General features: G+C 73.9%; 17 protein-coding genes. 7 read left to right on the top strand and 10 right to left on the bottom strand.

Annotated elements, in window-relative coordinates; genetic code table 11:
• Positions 1-6: 6 nt before the first annotated feature.
• Positions 7-654, bottom strand: coding sequence for a ferritin-like fold-containing protein (locus FRANEAN1_RS04475; RefSeq protein ID WP_347177200.1), 648 nt, complete (start codon positions 652-654; stop codon positions 7-9).
• A gap of 689 nt (positions 655-1343) precedes the next feature.
• Between FRANEAN1_RS04475 and FRANEAN1_RS04470 the strand changes: the two genes are divergently transcribed.
• The gene (locus FRANEAN1_RS04470) at positions 1344-3029 is read left to right on the top strand and encodes a DEAD/DEAH box helicase (RefSeq protein ID WP_041255489.1); all 1686 of its coding nucleotides are present in this window, start codon (positions 1344-1346) and stop codon (positions 3027-3029) included.
• A gap of 44 nt (positions 3030-3073) precedes the next feature.
• Here FRANEAN1_RS04470 and FRANEAN1_RS38135 read toward each other — a convergent pair whose 3' ends face one another.
• Together FRANEAN1_RS38135 and FRANEAN1_RS04460 are read right to left on the bottom strand one after the other, a co-directional pair.
• The gene (locus FRANEAN1_RS38135; RefSeq protein ID WP_083788160.1) at positions 3074-3490 is read right to left on the bottom strand and encodes a hypothetical protein; all 417 of its coding nucleotides are present in this window, start codon (positions 3488-3490) and stop codon (positions 3074-3076) included.
• Positions 3487-4314 carry a ParA family protein gene (locus FRANEAN1_RS04460; RefSeq protein ID WP_020458560.1) on the bottom strand — a complete coding sequence of 276 codons (828 nt, stop codon included), beginning with the start codon at positions 4312-4314 and terminating at the stop codon, positions 3487-3489. Before FRANEAN1_RS04460 ends, FRANEAN1_RS38135 begins: the two co-directional genes overlap by 4 nt.
• Before the next feature lie 297 nt (positions 4315-4611).
• Between FRANEAN1_RS04460 and FRANEAN1_RS04455 the strand changes: the two genes are divergently transcribed.
• Both FRANEAN1_RS04455 and FRANEAN1_RS04450 read left to right on the top strand, forming a co-directional pair.
• Positions 4612-6036: a hemolysin family protein gene (locus tag FRANEAN1_RS04455; RefSeq protein ID WP_020458559.1), complete on the top strand. Its 1425-nt coding sequence runs from the start codon at positions 4612-4614 to the stop codon at positions 6034-6036.
• Positions 6033-7130 carry a hemolysin family protein gene (locus FRANEAN1_RS04450; RefSeq protein ID WP_020458558.1) on the top strand — a complete coding sequence of 366 codons (1098 nt, stop codon included), beginning with the start codon at positions 6033-6035 and terminating at the stop codon, positions 7128-7130. Before FRANEAN1_RS04455 ends, FRANEAN1_RS04450 begins: the two co-directional genes overlap by 4 nt.
• Positions 7131-7206: 76 nt before the next feature.
• On the opposite strand, the gene FRANEAN1_RS04445 is transcribed toward FRANEAN1_RS04450, so the two are convergent.
• Positions 7207-7638, bottom strand: coding sequence for an antibiotic biosynthesis monooxygenase (locus FRANEAN1_RS04445; protein WP_020458557.1), 432 nt, complete (start codon positions 7636-7638; stop codon positions 7207-7209).
• Positions 7639-7763: 125 nt separating this feature from the next.
• Here FRANEAN1_RS04445 and FRANEAN1_RS04440 point away from each other — a divergent pair, with 125 nt between their 5' ends.
• Positions 7764-8570: a hypothetical protein gene (locus FRANEAN1_RS04440; RefSeq protein WP_041253683.1), complete on the top strand. Its 807-nt coding sequence runs from the start codon at positions 7764-7766 to the stop codon at positions 8568-8570.
• A gap of 54 nt (positions 8571-8624) precedes the next feature.
• Here the strand turns inward: FRANEAN1_RS04440 and FRANEAN1_RS04435 are convergent, their stop codons facing one another.
• A complete protein-coding gene (locus FRANEAN1_RS04435) occupies positions 8625-9806 on the bottom strand; it encodes an aminotransferase class I/II-fold pyridoxal phosphate-dependent enzyme (RefSeq protein WP_157473014.1) in 1182 nt (393 codons plus the stop codon).
• Positions 9807-9906: 100 nt separating this feature from the next.
• The gene (locus FRANEAN1_RS36815; protein WP_198145456.1) at positions 9907-10779 is read right to left on the bottom strand and encodes a hypothetical protein; all 873 of its coding nucleotides are present in this window, start codon (positions 10777-10779) and stop codon (positions 9907-9909) included.
• A 346-nt stretch (positions 10780-11125) separates the two neighbouring features.
• Here FRANEAN1_RS36815 and FRANEAN1_RS04425 point away from each other — a divergent pair, with 346 nt between their 5' ends.
• Together FRANEAN1_RS04425 and FRANEAN1_RS04420 are read left to right on the top strand one after the other, a co-directional pair.
• Positions 11126-12001, top strand: a complete 876-nt coding sequence (locus FRANEAN1_RS04425) for a helix-turn-helix transcriptional regulator (RefSeq protein ID WP_020458552.1) — start codon at positions 11126-11128, stop codon at positions 11999-12001.
• Positions 11998-12219 carry a DUF397 domain-containing protein gene (locus FRANEAN1_RS04420; RefSeq protein ID WP_020458551.1) on the top strand — a complete coding sequence of 74 codons (222 nt, stop codon included), beginning with the start codon at positions 11998-12000 and terminating at the stop codon, positions 12217-12219. Before FRANEAN1_RS04425 ends, FRANEAN1_RS04420 begins: the two co-directional genes overlap by 4 nt.
• 134 nt (positions 12220-12353) lie before the next feature.
• On the opposite strand, the gene FRANEAN1_RS04415 is transcribed toward FRANEAN1_RS04420, so the two are convergent.
• Positions 12354-12581: a DUF397 domain-containing protein gene (locus FRANEAN1_RS04415; protein WP_157473013.1), complete on the bottom strand. Its 228-nt coding sequence runs from the start codon at positions 12579-12581 to the stop codon at positions 12354-12356.
• Between the two features lie 178 nt (positions 12582-12759).
• Positions 12760-13590 (bottom strand): PD-(D/E)XK nuclease family protein, encoded by an 831-nt coding sequence (locus FRANEAN1_RS04410; RefSeq protein WP_020458549.1) that lies wholly within the window; start codon positions 13588-13590, stop codon positions 12760-12762.
• A gap of 327 nt (positions 13591-13917) precedes the next feature.
• Between FRANEAN1_RS04410 and FRANEAN1_RS04405 the strand changes: the two genes are divergently transcribed.
• Positions 13918-14277 (top strand): chorismate mutase, encoded by a 360-nt coding sequence (locus tag FRANEAN1_RS04405; RefSeq protein ID WP_020458548.1) that lies wholly within the window; start codon positions 13918-13920, stop codon positions 14275-14277.
• A 2-nt stretch (positions 14278-14279) separates the two neighbouring features.
• On the opposite strand, the gene FRANEAN1_RS04400 is transcribed toward FRANEAN1_RS04405, so the two are convergent.
• Positions 14280-14909, bottom strand: a complete 630-nt coding sequence (locus FRANEAN1_RS04400) for a DUF1003 domain-containing protein (protein ID WP_020458547.1) — start codon at positions 14907-14909, stop codon at positions 14280-14282.
• Positions 14906-16330, bottom strand: coding sequence for a CBS domain-containing protein (locus FRANEAN1_RS04395; protein WP_020458546.1), 1425 nt, complete (start codon positions 16328-16330; stop codon positions 14906-14908). The genes FRANEAN1_RS04400 and FRANEAN1_RS04395 overlap by 4 nt, the downstream gene beginning before the upstream one ends.
• Between the last annotated feature and the right edge of the window lie 84 nt (positions 16331-16414).

Below are 16414 nucleotides of genomic sequence, written 5' to 3'. Positions count from 1 at the left end.
TCTCCCCTAGGCGGAGAGGCCGAGCGCCGACATCCGCCGGCCGTGCGCGGCCATGATGCGGTTGAAGATGCCGGCGATCTCCTGCAGGTCCCCGACGCCGGCGAGCAGGCCGGTCAGCGCGTCCCGGTCCACCGCGACCCGCTGGGCCTGTGTCAGCGCCTCCCCCACGAGCCGGCGCGCCCACAGCGCGAGCCGGCCCGCCACCACCGGGTTGGTCGCGATGGCGGCCCGCACCCGCTCGACGGCGAACGCCGCGTGGCCGGTGTCGGCGAGCACGCTGAGCACCAGGGCACGCGCCTGCGGAGCGAGCCGGCCGGCGATCTCCCGGTAGAAGTCCGCCGCGATGTTGTCTCCCACGTACGCCTTGACCAGGCTCTCCAGCCAGTCCGACGGCGCGGTCAGGTTGTGGAACGCGGTCAGCGCCGGCACGAACGGCCCCATGGCCTGCTCCAGGTCGACCCCGAGCCGGGTCAGCTCGCGCTCGATGGCCTCGAAGTGCACGAACTCGGCCGCGGCCATCCGGCCGAGCGCGATCTTGTCCGCGAGCGTGGGAGACATACGGGCGTCCGTCGCCATCCGCTCGAAGGCGGTCAGCTCGCCATACGCGAGCAGGCCGAGCAGGTCGACGAGCGCCGGGTCGGCGGTGCCGGGCACGGCGAGCGCGGGGTCCGCGGCGACCGGCGCGCCGGTCGCCTCAGTTACGTCGGTCACATCGGTCGCATCGATCGCCCCGTTCACATCGGCGGGAAGGGTTCCGGTCCGGGTCTGCGAGGTCTGCGCCACAGCGCGATTCTGGCACCCCGCGACCCGCGCACCGCGGCGCGAGCCCGGCCCGGCGCCCGGTGCCACGGCTCGGCAACCGCACCCCAACAGCGTCGAGCGCCCTGGTAGCGGCTCCGGCGGCGGCCCGGAGTGCGGCCCGCGCGACGACGCCGCCCGGCGCCCGCGCCGGCGCGCACCGACACCTGTGAGCCCCTCGACGAACCCCTTGGACGTCAGCGTTCGCGGAGGCTGTGGGCGAGAACGTTGCAATATCACACCCGCTCGGGGCGAGACACGGGTTATCCTGGGCCCAGCCGGTGGTCATCACACCACCCAGCCATCAGGCCGCTGATCGACTGGCGCCGCCCCGACACCGGGCCGCAGGCGCCGCGCGGCACATCGCGAGCGGGTTCAGCGTAGGACACCGCTCAGAGCAGACCAGGAGCGTCCCGCTGTCCGTCACAAGCACACAAACGCCCAACAACGAACCCATCAGCGACGGCTCTGACACCACGAGCCCGGCCGAGACTCCGAGTCTGGCCGACACCCCGAGTCTGGCCCCCACCTTCGCCGAGATCGGCGTGCGGGCCGAGACAGTCGCCGCCCTGGCGGAGGTCGGCATCATCCGGCCGTTCGCCATCCAGGAGCTCACCCTCCCCCTCGCCCTCGAGCGCACCGACATCATCGGGCAGGCGCGGACGGGTACCGGCAAGACCCTCGCCTTCGGCATCCCCATCGTCCAGGTCGTCACGGCGCCGGACGAGGGCGCGGACGGCCGCCCGCAGGCGCTCGTCGTCGTCCCCACCCGTGAGCTGTGCGTGCAGGTCACCGCGGACATCGCCCGCGCCGGCCTCGGCCGCGGGCTGCGCGTGCTGTCGGTGTACGGCGGCCGCGCCTACGAACCCCAGCTCAGCGCGCTGCGCGCCGGCGTCGACATCGTCGTCGGCACGCCCGGGCGCCTGCTCGACCTCGCCCGTCAGAAGGCACTCGACCTCGCGGGCGTGCGCGCCCTCGTGCTCGACGAGGCAGACGAGATGCTCGACCTCGGCTTCCTGCCCGACGTCGAGCGCATCCTCGCGTTCCTGCCGGAGCAGCGGCACACGATGCTGTTCTCCGCGACGATGCCCGGGCCCGTCATCTCGCTCGCCCGCAGGTTCATGACCCGTCCGGTGCACGTCCGCGCGGAGCAGCCCGACGAGGGCCGCACCGTCCCGAACACGCAGCAGCACGTCTTCCGTGCGCACGCGCTGGACAAGATGGAGGTGCTCGCGCGCGTCCTGCAGGCGGAGAGCCGCGGGCTGGCGATGGTGTTCGTCCGCACCCGGCGCACCGCCGACAAGGTCGCCGAGGACCTGGCCCGCCGTGGCTTCGCCGCGGCGCCGGTGCACGGCGACCTCGGCCAGGGCCAGCGTGAGCAGGCGCTGCGCGCGTTCCGCGCCGGCAAGGTGGACGTCCTCGTCGCCACCGATGTCGCTGCGCGCGGCATCGACGTCGGCGGCGTCACCCACGTCGTGAACTATCAGTGCCCCGAGGACGAGCACGCCTACCTGCACCGAATCGGCCGTACCGGCCGGGCCGGCGGCAGCGGTGTCGCGGTCACCTTCGTCGACTGGGACGACCTGCCCCGGTGGACGCTGGTCAACCGGGCGCTGGCGCTCCCGTTCGAGGAGCCGCTGGAGACCTACTCCACCTCGGAGCACCTGTTCGAGCTGCTGGCCATCCCGGCCGGGGTGAAGGGCACACTGCCGCACTCGGCGCGGACCCGGGCCGGCCTGGCCGCCGAGGAGATCGAGGACCTCGGCGAGAAGGGCCGCGGCGCCCGCCGCCGCACCCGCGAGCGGGAGGACGAGCGTCCCGCCCGCCCGGCCCGTGCCCGGGTCCGGCAGCGCACCCGGGGTGCCGGGGCGGCCGCGGCTGCCACCGGCCTCACCGTCGCCGACGGCTCGCAGGCCGACGGCCCAGCGCTCGACGGCCCGGCGCTCGACGGTCAGGCCGGCCTCGACAACGGCCTCACCGGCACCGTGGACGTGCCCGTCGCGCCGGTCCGCGCCATCAGTGGCGACACGGCCCGCGCCGACGCCGTCCTGAGCGAGTCCGGCGAGGACGCCGCCACCGACCCGACGGCCGAGCCCGCCCGACGCCGGCGGCGTAGGCGCGGCGGCCGGGGGCGCGGCACGGGCACCGTGCGCGACACCGACGTGGAGTCGATGGACGACGACACGGCCGGTCCCGGCGCCGACCACACTCCCCAGGCCGAGTCGGCCTGACCCACCAGGGCCCGCGCGGCATGCTTCGGCGTGCCGCGCGCTGGTCACGGGTGGGACCGCAGCGTGAGCCGCACCCAGCTCGGCCGCCCGCAGGCGGGGCAGCGCAGCAGCGACGGGTGCCTTAGCGGCAGCGGGAGATGCACACTCGGCGTCAGCACCCACAGCGCCCGACGCAGGCCGATCGTGCTCGTCCGGCCGCAGCGGGAGCAGGTGACCGCGAGGCTCGTGCCGCGCGGGCCGGGCGGGCGCACCCCGCTGTAAAGGGCCCGCTTGCCGTGCGCGTCCCGGCCGATCGACGTCGTCGGCCGGCCAGAGGAGCCGGGGCCGCCGAGCGGCGCCGGCCCGGACGGCCGGCCACCCGCCGGCTCCGGCCCGGCCAGTCCGGAGGCGCTGCGCAGGCCGCCTTTCGCCGTCCCGCGGTGGCGGAGCCGGTCGAAGCCCGCAGACGCTCCCGCGCTCACACCGCCGCGCCCGAGACGGCGGTGTCCGGCCCGACGGCAGCAGAAGCGGCGGGAACGGCGGGAGGTACCGGCACGCCCGCGATCGCCCGGGCGTGCGTGCGGTACGCCTCCGCTCCCTTGGAACGGCCGGCGGTGGTGAGAATCGACCGCCCCAGGCCCGGCGCCTCGGCGAACCGCACCGACCGCACCACCGGCGGCTCGAGGATCTTCACCTCGTAGCGGGAGGCGACGTCCACGACCACGGCCCGGCTGTGCGCCGTGCGCCCGTCGAACAGCGTGGGCAGGACCCCGCGAACCCGCAGCCGCGGGTTCGTCAGCCGCTGAACGTCCGCGACGGTGTCGAGGAGCTGGCCGACCCCGCGGTGCGAGAGCGTCTCGCACTGCATCGGGATGACGACCTCGTCCGCCGCGGTCAGGCCGTTGATGGTCAGCACGCCGAGCGAGGGCGGGCAGTCGACGAGCACGAAGTCGTACCCGGCGACGATCTCGACGAGGGCCAGCCGCAGCGCGTGCTCGCGCCCGGTACGCGAGAGCAGGATGGCCTCGCAGCCGGCAAGTTCGATGGTGGCGGGCAGCAGGTCGCTGCCGTCGGGGGTGGACCGGATCACGATGCCCGCGGGCAGCCGTCCGAGCAGCACGTCGTGGACGGACAGCTCGAGAGAGTCCGGGTCGAGCCCGAGGGAGAACGTCAGGCAGGCCTGCGGGTCCAGGTCGACGAGCAGGACGCGGCGGCCGAGCTCGCACAGCGCGGCGCCGAGGCTGGCCACCGAGGTCGTCTTGGCGACGCCGCCCTTCTGGTTGGCGACAGCGAGAACCCGGGCCACGCCGAGCAGTGTGCCTACTTTGCCCGGCTGATCACAACACCCTGCGTGACCGAGTCGCGCGCCGGCGGTGACCTCCGGGGCGAACCCCCGCAAGCGGGCGGCATTTTCGTCCACCGAAGTCGACATATCCGCCAGCCGGCGGCGCCCGGGCCGTGTTCTGGGCGTGTCGCGCGGGCAGGGCGTACCCGGGGCGAGGCGGACCCGCGTTGTACCGCGCGCGGCCGCCCGACCAGCCGGACCATGGACCGGATACGCCGGGCACCAGTGCGGCCGCGCCGACCAGAAGGAGTCACCTGAATGCTCGAGGCCGCCGGTTACCTGCTCGTGGCCGTCCTGCTGATCGCCGGTAACGCGCTCTTCGTCGCCGCCGAATTCGCGCTCGTCGCCGTCGAGCCGCACCAGGTCGAGGAGGCGGCGAACACGGGCGACCGCCGCGCCGGAATCGTCCTGCGGGCGGTGCGCTCGCTGTCGTTCCAGCTCTCGGGCGCGCAGCTCGGCATCACGGTGACCTCGCTGGTCGTGGGCTACATCGCCGAGCCCGCCGTCGCCACGCTGCTCGAACCGCTACTGGACGTCGCCCACATCCCGCCGTCGCCGCGCGATGTCACCGCGATCGTGCTGGGGCTGGTAGTGGCCACCGTGACGCAGATGGTCTTCGGTGAGCTCGTCCCGAAGAACTGGGCGATCTCCGAGCCGGTGCGGGTCGCCCGGGCGGTCGCGCCGGCACAGGTCATGTTCTCGCGGGTGTTCCGGCCGCTGATCACCCTCCTGAACGGTTCGGCGAACGCCCTGCTGCGGGCGATGGGCGTGGAGCCCCAGGACGAGCTGCGCAGCGGCCGGTCGTCGGACGAGCTGAGCTCGATCGTGGCGTCCTCGGCCGAGCACGGCACCCTGCCCGTCACCACCGCGGCCCTGCTGAGCAGGTCGCTGCGCTTCGGCGACCGGCGGGCGTCCGACGTGATGACCCCGCGGGTGCGGACGGTCTTCGCCGGGGCGGGCACCTCGCTGGCGGAACTGCTGCGCCTCGCCGAGCACACCGGGCACTCGCGCTTCCCCGTCCTGCGCGAGGACGACGAGATCGGCGAGGACGGGTACGGCGTGGTCGGCGTCGTCCACGTCAAGGACGCGTTCGGAGTCCCGGCGCCGGAGCGGGCGCGGCGGACGGTGCCGGAGATCATGGTCGAGCCGCTGCTGGTGCCCGCGTCGCTGCACTGCGAGGTCCTGCTGCGCCGGCTGCGGCGCGGCGGCCTCCAGCTCGCCGTCGTCATCGACGAGTACGGCGGCACGGACGGCATCGTGACGATGGAGGACCTCGTCGAGGAACTCGTCGGCGACGTCGACGACGAGCACGACCGCCCGGCACCGCCCGACGCGGTGGCCCTCGGCGCCGGCCAGTGGATGTTGTCCGGGCTGCTCCGCCTCGACGAGGTAAGCGAAGCGACCGGGGCCCGCCTGCCCGCCGGCCCCTACGAGACCATCGGCGGGCTCGTCCTGGCCCGCCTCGGCCGGCTGGGAAGGCCGCGTGACGTCGTCCAGGTCGAGGGCCATGAGCTCGTTGTGGCCTCGGTCGACGGCCACCGGATCGACCGGGTACGCCTCAGCCCCACGGAAGCCACGGACGGGACACCCGCCCGGGCGGACGCACCCGGGCACGCTGGGACGTCCGGGCACGCGGGCAGGTCCGGGCACGCGGGCACGTCCGAGCGGGCGGGCGACCGATGAACCTGCTGGCTGTTCTCGCCGGCGTGCTGCTGCTCGCCGGGAACGCGTTCTTCGTCGGCGCCGAGTTCGCGCTGATCTCGGCCCGCCGCGACCGGGTCGAGCCGATGGCGGAGGACGGCGACAAGCGGGCGGCGGCCGTCCTGTCGCACATGGAGCACCTCTCCCCCATGCTCGCCGCCACCCAGCTCGGCATCACCGTGTGCTCGCTGGCCTTGGGCGCGGTCGCCGAGCCGGCGGTCGCCCACCTCCTCGAGGCCGGGCTCGAGGCGGCGAACGTCCCCGTCGGCGCCCAGCACGCCATCGCCTTCGTGATCGCGCTGTGCATCGTGGTGTCGCTGCACATGGTGCTGGGCGAGATGGTCCCGAAGAACCTCTCGATCGCCGGCCCGGAGCGCGCGGCGCTCTGGCTGGGCCCGCCGCTGTTCGCGTTCGCCCGGTTCACCCGGCCGTTCATCGCCTTCCTGAACCACTTCGCGAACGCGGTGCTGCGGCTGCTGCGGGTCACCCCGTCGGACGAGCTGACCTCCGCCTACACCCCGGAGGAACTGGGGGCGCTGATCGGGCAGTCCCGGCAGGAGGGCCTGCTGCCCGCCGGTGAGCACGAGCTGCTCACGCACGCGCTCGAACTGTCCGGACGGACCGTCCGGACAGTGATGATCCCGTTGTCGGAGATCGTCACCGTGCCGTGGACGGTCACCGCCGCCCAGCTGGAGGAGGCCGTGGCCGAAACGGGCTACTCCCGGTTCCCCGTCCGTGCCCCGGGCCAGGACGCCGGTCGCGAGCCAGGCGGTGGCGTGGGGCCCGTGGCGGAGCCGGCCGGCTTCCTGCACGCCAAGGACGTCCTCGGTGTTCCCGAGCAGGAGCGCGACGAGCCGCTGCCGCCCCGCCGGCTGCGCCGGATGGCCGAGATCGGGGTCGACCTGCACCTGGACGAGGCGCTCCGCCTCATGCAGCGCACCAACAGCCACCTGGGCCGGGCGGTGGACGCGGCCGGCACCACCCTGGGCGTCGTCGCCATGGAGGACGTCGTCGAGGAGTTCGTCGGCGAGGTGGAGGACGCGAGCCATCGCGAGACGGCCGACCCCCGACCGTGAACGGCCGGTCCCGCGGGAACGCGGAGCGCCGGGGGCGCGGCCGCGCCCCCACGAGACCGAGCGGCGGGACGAGTGGTCAGCCGGCAGCCGGCGCGGCGGTCTGGATGACCTCGAACGACCAGAGCGTGGCGCCGGACGCGGCCGGCCCACCCGGAGCACCGTGCCCACCCGGGGCGCCATGGCCGGCGGGAGCACCATGGCCGGCGGGAGCGGCGCCCGAACCGCCGGGGTGGCCGCCGGGGTGGCCCTGGCCGGACGACGCCTCCACGCCGGCCGCCCGGTGGCCCTCACTGAACGCCATCGAGGACTGCCACTTCTGGAAGTCCTCCTCGCTGCGCCACCGGGTGTAGACGAGGTAGGTGTCGGTTCCCTCGAGCGGGCGCAGGAGCTCGAACCACTCGAACCCGTCCGCCTTCTCGACCATCCCGGCCCGCCCGGCGAACCGCGACTCCAGGGTCTCCCGCATCGCCGGGGGGACCGTGAGGACATTGATCTTCACGACGCTCATGACCGTCACGGTAGTGCGCCGTGCCGCGCCGTGACACGGTCGATCCCCACGTGTGGCGCATGGCCGCGGACGGGGCAGGGCCTCGGCGCCATCCCCCACCCGGACGGGTACTACAGTCGGCGAGCGTGTCCCGACTTCCCCGGCTGGCCGTGGTCATCGACGCCGGTTCCGGTCCCGGCGCACCGCCCCCCGGTGCCGGCACAGCCGCGCTCATCGCCCTGGTGGACGGCGGACTGGACGGCATCGGCGTGATCGCGGGTGACCCGTCCTCCCCGCCGGCCCGGGAGGCTGCCCGCACGCTCGGCGAGTTCGGCATGGCCGACCGCCTCACCATCGTCCCCGGCCCACTGGTGCTACGCACCGGCCCGGACGGCGGCCGCCCGTTCGCACTGGACATCTCCGACCCAGCCGGTGTTGGCGCCTCTGGCGCTGACCCCGCCAGCGTTGGCACCTCCGGCGCCGCCCCGGCCGGCACCGCCCCGGCCGGTGTTGGCCTGGCTGATGTTGGCCTGGGGCTCGCCCGCCAGGACGCGGTCGTGTTCGTCGGCGCTCCGCCGCCAGCCGTCCCGCCGGCAGGCGATGAAGGCGAGCCGGGCCAGGTGAGCGCCCCGCGGTCCTGGAGTGAGGAGTACTTCTTCGCCGGGGTGTTCCACCAGGAGGTGGAGGGGCTGTACCGGGTCTCGGCCGAACCTGAGCTGGCCGCCGCGCAGGGCCGCTGGATCGGTGAGTACCTGCGCGGGCGCTACCTGCTGCCCTCCCGCCCGGCGATGGTGAGCGCGTCGGGGCGGTCCGCCGGCGGACCGCCGGCGGACCGCGCCGGACAGTTGCGCCGCCGTCTGTACCTGCGCGCGCTCACCCGGGAGGTGCGCCGGGGACACGCCCGCGCCGCGTCCGCCGGCTACCCGCTGCCGGTGCCAGCCCACCGGGACTAACGCGGACCAGTGCCGCACCTGCGAGGGGCCGGAGTGGCACGGGCTTGATCCGTGTTACGGGTGGGCCGCCCGGGTGCGCTCGAGCAGTCGCAGGCGGTCCGTCGCCGCCCGCAGCGTCTCCAGCCGCTTCGGGAAACCGAACCGGACGATGCGCCGGCCGTCGGCCGGATCGGCGTAGAAGGACGATCCCGGGACGGCCGCGACCCCGAGCTCGCTCACCAGCCGCCGCGCGAAGGCGACGTCGTCGCCGGCCGGGTCCAGGTCGGTGGTGTCGCACATCACATAGTAGGCGCCGTCCGGTGGACGGAGGGCGAACCCGGTGTTCTCCAGCGCGCCGCACAGGAGGTCACGGCGCACCCGGTACTCCTGCGCGAGCCCGGCGTAGTACTCGGGCGGCAGTCCCATCGCGGCGACGCCGGCGGCCTGCAGCGGCGCGGCGGCGCCGACGGTGAGGAAGTCGTGCACCTTGCGGATCGCCTCGGTGTAGGGAGCGGGGGCGACGGTCCACCCGACCCTCCAGCCGGTGACCGCGTACGTCTTCGACAGCGCGTTCACGGTGACCGTGCGGTCCTCCAGGCCCGGGACGGTCGCCGGCGGGATGTGCCCGCCCGGCCCCAGATAGTGGATGTGTTCGTAGATCTCGTCGGTGAACACCAGGATGTCGTGCCGCTGGCAGAGCTCCGCGATGAGGGCGAGCTCGTCGGCGCTGAACACCTTGCCGGTCGGGTTGTGCGGGGTGTTGACGACGATCGCGCGGGTCCGGTCCGAGCAGGCCGCGCGCAGCTCCGCCGGGTCGATAGACCAGTCCGGGCCGTGCAGGCGCACCAGGCGGGGGACCGCGCCGGACAGGATCGAGTCGGGGCCGTAGTTCTCGTAGAACGGCTCGAAGAACACGACCTCCTCGCCGGGGTCGACCAGCGCCAGCATCGCGGCGATCATCGCCTCGGTGGAGCCGCAGGTCACGCAGATCTCGGTGTCCGGGTCGACGGTCCAGCCGGGATAGGTGCGGCCGATCTTCGCGGCGATCGCGGCCCGGAAGTCGGCCGCTCCCCAGGTGATCGCGTACTGGTTGACGTCGGCGTCGATGGCCGCCTTCGCGGCTTCCTTCAGCTCGGTCGGGCAGGCGAAGTCCGGGAAGCCCTGCGCCAGGTTCACCGCCCCGTGCCGCAGCGCGAGCCTGGTCATGTCCCGGATCACGGACTCGGTGAAGGTCTGCGCCCTCCCCGAGATCCGCATCGCCGGGCCGGACGCCCCGGCGGTCACGTCCCGCTCGCGGCCCACCCACGGCGGCTGGTCTGTCGTCTCCTCGGCCACGGACACATGATGGCGCGCGGCCTCAGCGCGCGGCGCCCTCGGCCACGCCGCGCAGCGCTGAGGCCGCGGCTGCCTGCGCCGGCCAACTGGCCTGGCCGACGGGCGGCGGCACGGACGGCGACACAAGCGACGTCGCCCTGGTCCCCACCCCCCTCCCCGCGGCGGCCGCGGCCGCCGCGGGGAAGAAGGCCGCGCCGAGCGGGAACGCCGGGTCGGACAGGATTGCCGGGTCGAGCGCGATAGCTGTGCCGGGCATGACAGCCGAGCCGAGCGACGCGGCCGGACCGGACGAGAAAGCCGAGCCGGACAAGAAAGCCGGACCGGACAAGAAAGCCGAGCCGGACGAGAAAGCCGGACCGAGCGAGACAGCCGGACCGGGCGGGGAACCGTCGGGGCCGGAGTGCGGGCCGGCCCCGGCCGCCCCCGGGCGCGCCGGGTCGGGCGCGGGGGCGCCGGGCGGCGGGCACACGCGGAACTCGGAGTGCCGCCGCCACACGGTGAGTTGACACAGACCCGGCTCCACCGTCCAGGTGCGCCGGTCGAGATGGTCCTCGATGCGGACGGGCAGCCTGGTCACCGGCTCGGCGGCGCGCCAGTGACTCCAGGCGTGCGCGGCCTCCCAGCTCGCGAAGACGCCGACAAACCGGCCGTCGCCGTCGAAGACCTGGAAGCGACTGGCCTCCGCGGCGGTGCCACCGACGCCGGCGTGAGCGCCTCCCGCGGTCCCACCAGCGTGGATCTCCTCCCGGGCAGGGCCGCCGTGGCCGCCCGCGAACGCGGCTCCGGCCGGAGCCGGACCGTTCGGGCTCGCGGCGCGCGAGCTCGGATCACCCACCATCACGATCACCCCGTCCGATGGTTCGCCACCCGCCACGATCATCGGCGAGCCCGACACCCAAAGCAAGATACCGGACACTTAGTGTCAGACAGGGGCGCGAGCGCCGCACATGCATTCACGATGATTGTGCATCCATTGTTCCCGTCCTCCGTCCACTTATGCTGAGATCATGACGCTCAGGCTACATTGCCATGCGAAAAGTTATATTTCGCGAACTATTTTAGAGAATACAAGCGCCGCGTAGTGGCCCGGACGCGAAAGCGGGCGTCCCGCCCCCGCGCGCACGCCGCCGGCCGAACGGTCCGGCGAACAGGCGGTCACAACGCGGGCAGTGACCGCGAACGGTAACCGCGCGCGGCGACGACGCGCACCGCACCCACGCAAACAGTGACAGAGAGGCACCATGTCCGAGCACACCAGCGGGGGAAGCCCCACAGTGCGCCGTCGGCGGCTCGGCGCCGAGCTCCGCCGACTTCGGGAACAGACCGGCCTGTCGGCGGACGACGCCGCGCGCCATCTCGAATGCTCGCCCTCGAAGATCAGCCGGGTCGAGACCGGGCGGACACCCGCTCGCCTTCGCGATGTGCGCGACCTGCTTGACCTGTACAAGCTGCAGGACACGCCCCGGCGGCAGGCGCTGCTCGACCTGGTGCGCCAGTCGAAGGAACAGGGGTGGTGGCAGTCCTTCGGCGACGCGGTGCCGGAGTGGCTGGAGACCCTGATCGGCCTCGAGGGGGACGCGCAGGCCATCCTCACCTACGAGTCGGCACTCGTCCCCGGCCTGCTGCAGACCGAGGAGTACACCCGGGCACTGGCCATGGACTTCGACCGTGACGGCTCGCCGTCCGAGGCCGAGCGGACGGTCGCATTCAAGCGGGAGCGCCAGAAGCGGCTGAGCCAGAGCGGCTGGCCGCAGGTCCGGGTGATCCTCGACGAGGCGGTGCTGCGCCGGCCGGTCGGCGGGCCGGACGTGCTGCGCGGCCAGTTGGAGCACCTGCTGGCCGAGGCGGACCGCGGCCGGGTCACCATCCAGGTGATCCCCTTCGAAGCCGGCGGCTACCAGGCCCAGGGCTTTCCGTTCACCCTCTTCGAGTTCCCGGACGCCCGAGACCAACCCGTGGTCTATCTCGAAGAACTTGCCGGCGCGATGTACTTGGAAAAGGCGCACGAGGTTCAGCGCTATAAGGTCGCCTTCGAGAAACTGCGGGCCTGCGCTCTCGGTCCTGACGAGGCAGGCGCCATGATCACGCGCATAGTCGAGAAGGTGAAACAGGAGTGAAGGCTTACACGGGCGGCATCGCTGCAGGCGACGTCGAGACCCTCCATTGGCGGACCAGCAGCTACAGCCAGCCGCGTGGCAACTGTGTCGAATGGGCGCCCGGAACCGGCTCAGCATACGTTCGCGACTCCAAGGACCGCGCCGGCGGAACACTGGAGTTCTCCGAGCAGTCCTGGTCGTCGTTCGTCAGCGCTGTCCGCACCGGAACGCTGAACTGACCGCACGGACATCCCGCGGGATCGCCGCGCGGTGATCCCGGATTCGGTCGGAGGGACCGGCACCAATCTGTCCGGTTGGCGCCGGTCCCTCCTGCTGTTCAAAGGACAGGCCCTGAGTTCAGACAGGCCCAGTGTCAGGACGTCAGATCGAACTCGCCGTCGGTGAGCCCCGCGGTGAAGGCGTCCCACTCGTCGTCGGTGAACAGCAGGACGGGCCCGACCGGCTGGTCGGAGTCCCGCATGGCCATGCCGCCGGGGATCCTCGCCACCTCCACCCGGTTGGCCTCCCCGCCGTCGGCCTGGGCGGAGCGCCACGAGGCGGTGGCGAGATCGTGCTCGGAGAGGGCTAGTTTGCGCGGCACCATTACGGCTCCCGAACTGGTCAGAGCGGATGGGACGCACGGCCGTCAGCGCAGGCGACAGCCCTGCCCCAGCCGCGCCACCCCCGTCGGAGAGCTTAGAAGCCACAGCCCCGGGCCAGCATGCAGAGACTACGGCGAGTCACCAAGATTGCAGCAAACTGCCAGCCTCCGGCCTGCTCTACTCGGCCAACGCCGCCCAGGGCTCCCGGTCAGGTGAGACCGCCCGCCCCTGCGGGCAGTGCCGCCGGAAGTCACACCAGGAGCACAGCGGCCCGGGGCTGGGTGGGAAGGCGGTGTCCCCGTCCGCGCCGGCGCGCAGCCGTTCGGTCGCCTCGGCCGCGTCCCGCGCGACGGACTCGGCGCGCCGCACGTGCCGGGCCGTCGACTCCTCGGTGTGCTCGGCGACGGCGACCGTTCCGGTCGGGAGATGGTGCAGCTCGACCCGCCGGCACGGCCGGCGCAGCATCCGCCCCGCGGCCAGGGCGTAGAGGGCCAGGGCCGAGGACCCGCGCGCGTCATCGTCCGTCGGCGCCCGCCGCCCGGTCTTGTAGTCGACCACAACGAGCTCACCGCCGCGCTCGTCCAGGCGGTCGACCCGGCCATGGAAGGCCAGCATGTCTGTCCGGGTGGCTACCTGGCGTTCCACCGCCCGGGGCTCCGCAGCCGGGTCGATACCGGCGGTGTAGGCCTCGACCATCCCCGCGGCCCGCTCCCGCCAGGCTGCGGACTGCGCACCGTCACGGAAGCCGTCCTCGACCCAGCTGGTGCGCAGCAGCGTCCCGGCCCGCTCGGGGGTGCGCGCCGGCAGGGGGACGTCCCACCAGCGGTGCAGCGCGTTGTGCACGCTGACGCCGACCGAGGTGTGCGCCCACGGCGGCCCCTTCGGCGGCGCCGGCCGGTCAAGGTAGGTCATCCGGTACCGGCGCGGGCAGTCCTCGAAACTCGCCAGACGTGACGGGGTGCAGGAGAACAAGCGGCGGGGCATCTCGGCCAGCTCCATCTGGTCCATTCGGCGATCATCTCACCGCGCCGGCTCACACCTGGCCTCACATCCGCCCGTTCTGGACTCCGCGGCCCCCGCGGTGGCATGCTCGACACATGGAGTGCGGTGGGCCACACGTGCGCACGGCTCAGCTGGCGAGGGTCGCGCGGCTGGCCGGGGTCGCGCGGCCGTGTCTCGGCCTGGTCGGCCTTCTTCCACCGCGACCCTTTTACGGGGGCCGGGTTCGGTCCCCGCTCGGCCGCTGATCCCACGCGGCTCCGCGCCAGACCACAGCCCGGCAACACCCGGGCCCCTCGTGGCGCGGGCTGCCGGGCCCGACCGAAGGGCCCACCTGTGACGAACGCCGTCGACGCCGCTTCCGGCTCCGCCGCTTCCAGCTCGGCCGCCGCACCCGCCGACGCCCAGGCCGCCATCCCCCAACCCGGCACCGGCCCGTCCGCGCCGCTGACGATCGCCTCCATCGACGAGGGACGTCAGCTGATCGACGACATCGACGCCAAGCTGCGGGCGCTCGTGGCGGCCCGCAAGGAGCTGTCCCGGCAGGTCCAGGCGCTGCGCGCCGAGGAGGGCGGGCCACGCATCCAGCACGGACGGGAGAACGAGATCATCGCCAGCTGGGCGGACGGCCTCGGCCCCCGCGGCGTCGAGATCGCCGTCGCCGTGCTGACCCTCTGCCGCGGCAACCTCCCCTAGCTTCAGGGCGGCGGGTCACCGCCGGGCGGTCGGGCTGGCGGGCTCGAGTGGTTGGCGCCGGCAGGCCCGACCGCTCCGTTCGGCACGGTGCCCAGGTCCTCGCGGCGGCGCCGGCGGTCCCGCCTGTCCCGCCGGCCGCTGTCGGCGCGGGTGCCGTCGAGGTCCGCGAGCAGCATCTTCAGCTCGGCCCGGAGGAAGTCCCGGGTGGCGAGGTCGCCGATGGAGACCCGCATCGCGGCCAGCTCGCGGGCCAGGTACTCCGTGTCGTCCTGGATGCGCACCGAGGCCTCGCGGTCCTGCGCGAGGTTCGCGCGGTCCCGGTCGTCCTGCCGGTTCTGCGCCAGCAGGATCAGCGGCGCGGCGTACGCGGCCTGCAACGACAGCGCCAGCGTCAGGAAGATGAACGGGTAGTTGTCGAACCGCAGCGACGGCGGCGCCGCGAAGTTGTAGACCAGCCACAGCACGACCACGACGGTCTGCACGGCGATAAACCGCGCGGTGCCCAGGAACCGCGCGATCCGCTCGGCGGCGCGGCCGAACGCGTCCGGCTCGTAGCTCGGCCGGATGTGCGCCCGGCGCGACGCCCGCGGCTGGTCGAGCCGCTCCCCCCGACGCCGCAGCAGCCCGCTCATGTGGCCGCAGGAGCGGTACCCACCTCACCGCGCCCGCCCGGCTCCGGGTCGCCGGCCGGCGGAGCGCTCATCGCCCCCGGCGGCATCTCCTCCTCGCCGTCCAGGTTGGGCTGGCTCTCCCGCCAGTCGGACGGCAGCAGGTGGTCCAGCACGTCGTCCACGGTCACCACCCCCACCAGCCGTCCCGCGTCGTCGAGGACGGGCGCCGCCACCAGGTTGTACGAGGCCAGGTGGCGCGTCACCTCGGGCAGTGGGGTATCCGGCCGCAGCGGGGTGATGTCGACGTCGATCACCCCGCCGACCAGGGTGCTCGGGGGCTCGCGCAGCAGTCGCTGGAAGTGCGCGAGGCCCAGGTACCGCCCCGTCGGCGTCTCGTAGGGGGGGCGCACGACGTACACCTGGGCGGCCAGCGCCGGCGAGAGCTCCGGCTCGCGGACGCGGGCCAACGCCTCGGCGACGGTCGCGTTCGGGGCGAGCACCACCGGTTCGCTGGTCATCATGCCGCCCGCGGTGTCGTCCGCGTAGACGAGCAGGCGGCGCACGGGTGCCGCCTCCTCGGGTTCCATCAGGCGCAGCAACCGCTCGGCCTCGTCGGCGGGCAGCTCCCCCAGCAGGTCGGCAGCGTCGTCGGGGCCCATCGCCTCGAGCACGTCCGCGGCGCGCTCGGCGGCGAGGCCACCGAGCAGCTCGACCTGCTCGTCCTCGGGGAGCTCCTCGAGGACGTCCGCGAGCCGCTCGTCGTCGAGCGCGGCGGCGACCTCGGCGCGGCGCTTGCGGGACAGGTCGTGCAGCAGCGAGGCGAGGTCTGCGGGCCGCAGCTTCTCGAACGCGGCGAGCAGGTTCGCCGCGCCCTGGCCCTCCTCCGGCAGCGAGAAGCCGGTCACCTCGTCCCAGCCGACGGTGCGGACCTCGCCACGCCGGCCCCGGCCGACCCGCACCGCCACCTGGTCGAGGACCCAGTCGCCGGTGCGGGTGGGCTCGATCGCCGCGTCGACGACGGTCACCTCACGGCCGGGCGGGCTCGCGGCGCCGGAATCGGCCGGGGCTCCCCCGCCGCCCGCGGCACCCTGGCCGCGGGCGGTCGAGTCGGCGTGGGGCTGCAGGAGCGTGACCCGGCGGTCGAGCAGCTCGGCGAGCACGCGCGTCTCGTTCGGCCGCTGCGCGAAGCGGCGCCAGCTCAGCCGGGCGGACGACAGCACCACCGCCCCGGACTCGACGCCCGTCACCCGGGAGATCGGCACGAAGATCGGCCGGCGCTGCACCTCGACGGCCAGCCCGAGCACGCGCGGCGGCTCGTGCCCCAGGCGCAGCGTGACGATCACATCGTGAACCCGGCCGACCTGGTCGCCGTTCGGGTCGAGCACCAGCAGCCCCGCGAGGCGACGGCAGTACACCCGGGCCGGCCCCGGCCGGGCGGTCATCGGGCGGCCTCGGCCGGGACGGCCCGGGTGGTGGTCGGCGGAACCGGGACGGGGGCAGCGCGGAGGGTCAGCGGAGCAGGAAGG

This window comes from Parafrankia sp. EAN1pec (assembly GCF_000018005.1).
GTDB classification, from domain to species: Bacteria; Actinomycetota; Actinomycetes; order Frankiales; family Frankiaceae; genus Parafrankia; species Parafrankia soli.
This window is presented reverse-complemented; position numbering and strand designations above follow the sequence as displayed.

What these genes read in the sequence shown, in the direction of transcription:
- FRANEAN1_RS04435 (WP_157473014.1), bottom strand. Translation starts at nt 9,806, where the DNA reads ATGCGGATCTCGGGGAGGGCGCAGACCTTCACCGAGTCCGTGATCCGG.
- FRANEAN1_RS04445 (WP_020458557.1), bottom strand. Translation starts at nt 7,638, where the DNA reads ATGAGCGTCGTGAAGATCAATGTCCTCACGGTCCCCCCGGCGATGCGG.
- FRANEAN1_RS04455 (WP_020458559.1), top strand. Translation starts at nt 4,612, where the DNA reads ATGCTCGAGGCCGCCGGTTACCTGCTCGTGGCCGTCCTGCTGATCGCC.
- FRANEAN1_RS04425 (WP_020458552.1), top strand. Translation starts at nt 11,126, where the DNA reads ATGTCCGAGCACACCAGCGGGGGAAGCCCCACAGTGCGCCGTCGGCGG.
- FRANEAN1_RS04410 (WP_020458549.1), bottom strand. Translation starts at nt 13,590, where the DNA reads ATGGACCAGATGGAGCTGGCCGAGATGCCCCGCCGCTTGTTCTCCTGC.
- FRANEAN1_RS04395 (WP_020458546.1), bottom strand. Translation starts at nt 16,330, where the DNA reads ATGACCGCCCGGCCGGGGCCGGCCCGGGTGTACTGCCGTCGCCTCGCG.
- FRANEAN1_RS04450 (WP_020458558.1), top strand. Translation starts at nt 6,033, where the DNA reads ATGAACCTGCTGGCTGTTCTCGCCGGCGTGCTGCTGCTCGCCGGGAAC.
- FRANEAN1_RS04400 (WP_020458547.1), bottom strand. Translation starts at nt 14,909, where the DNA reads ATGAGCGGGCTGCTGCGGCGTCGGGGGGAGCGGCTCGACCAGCCGCGG.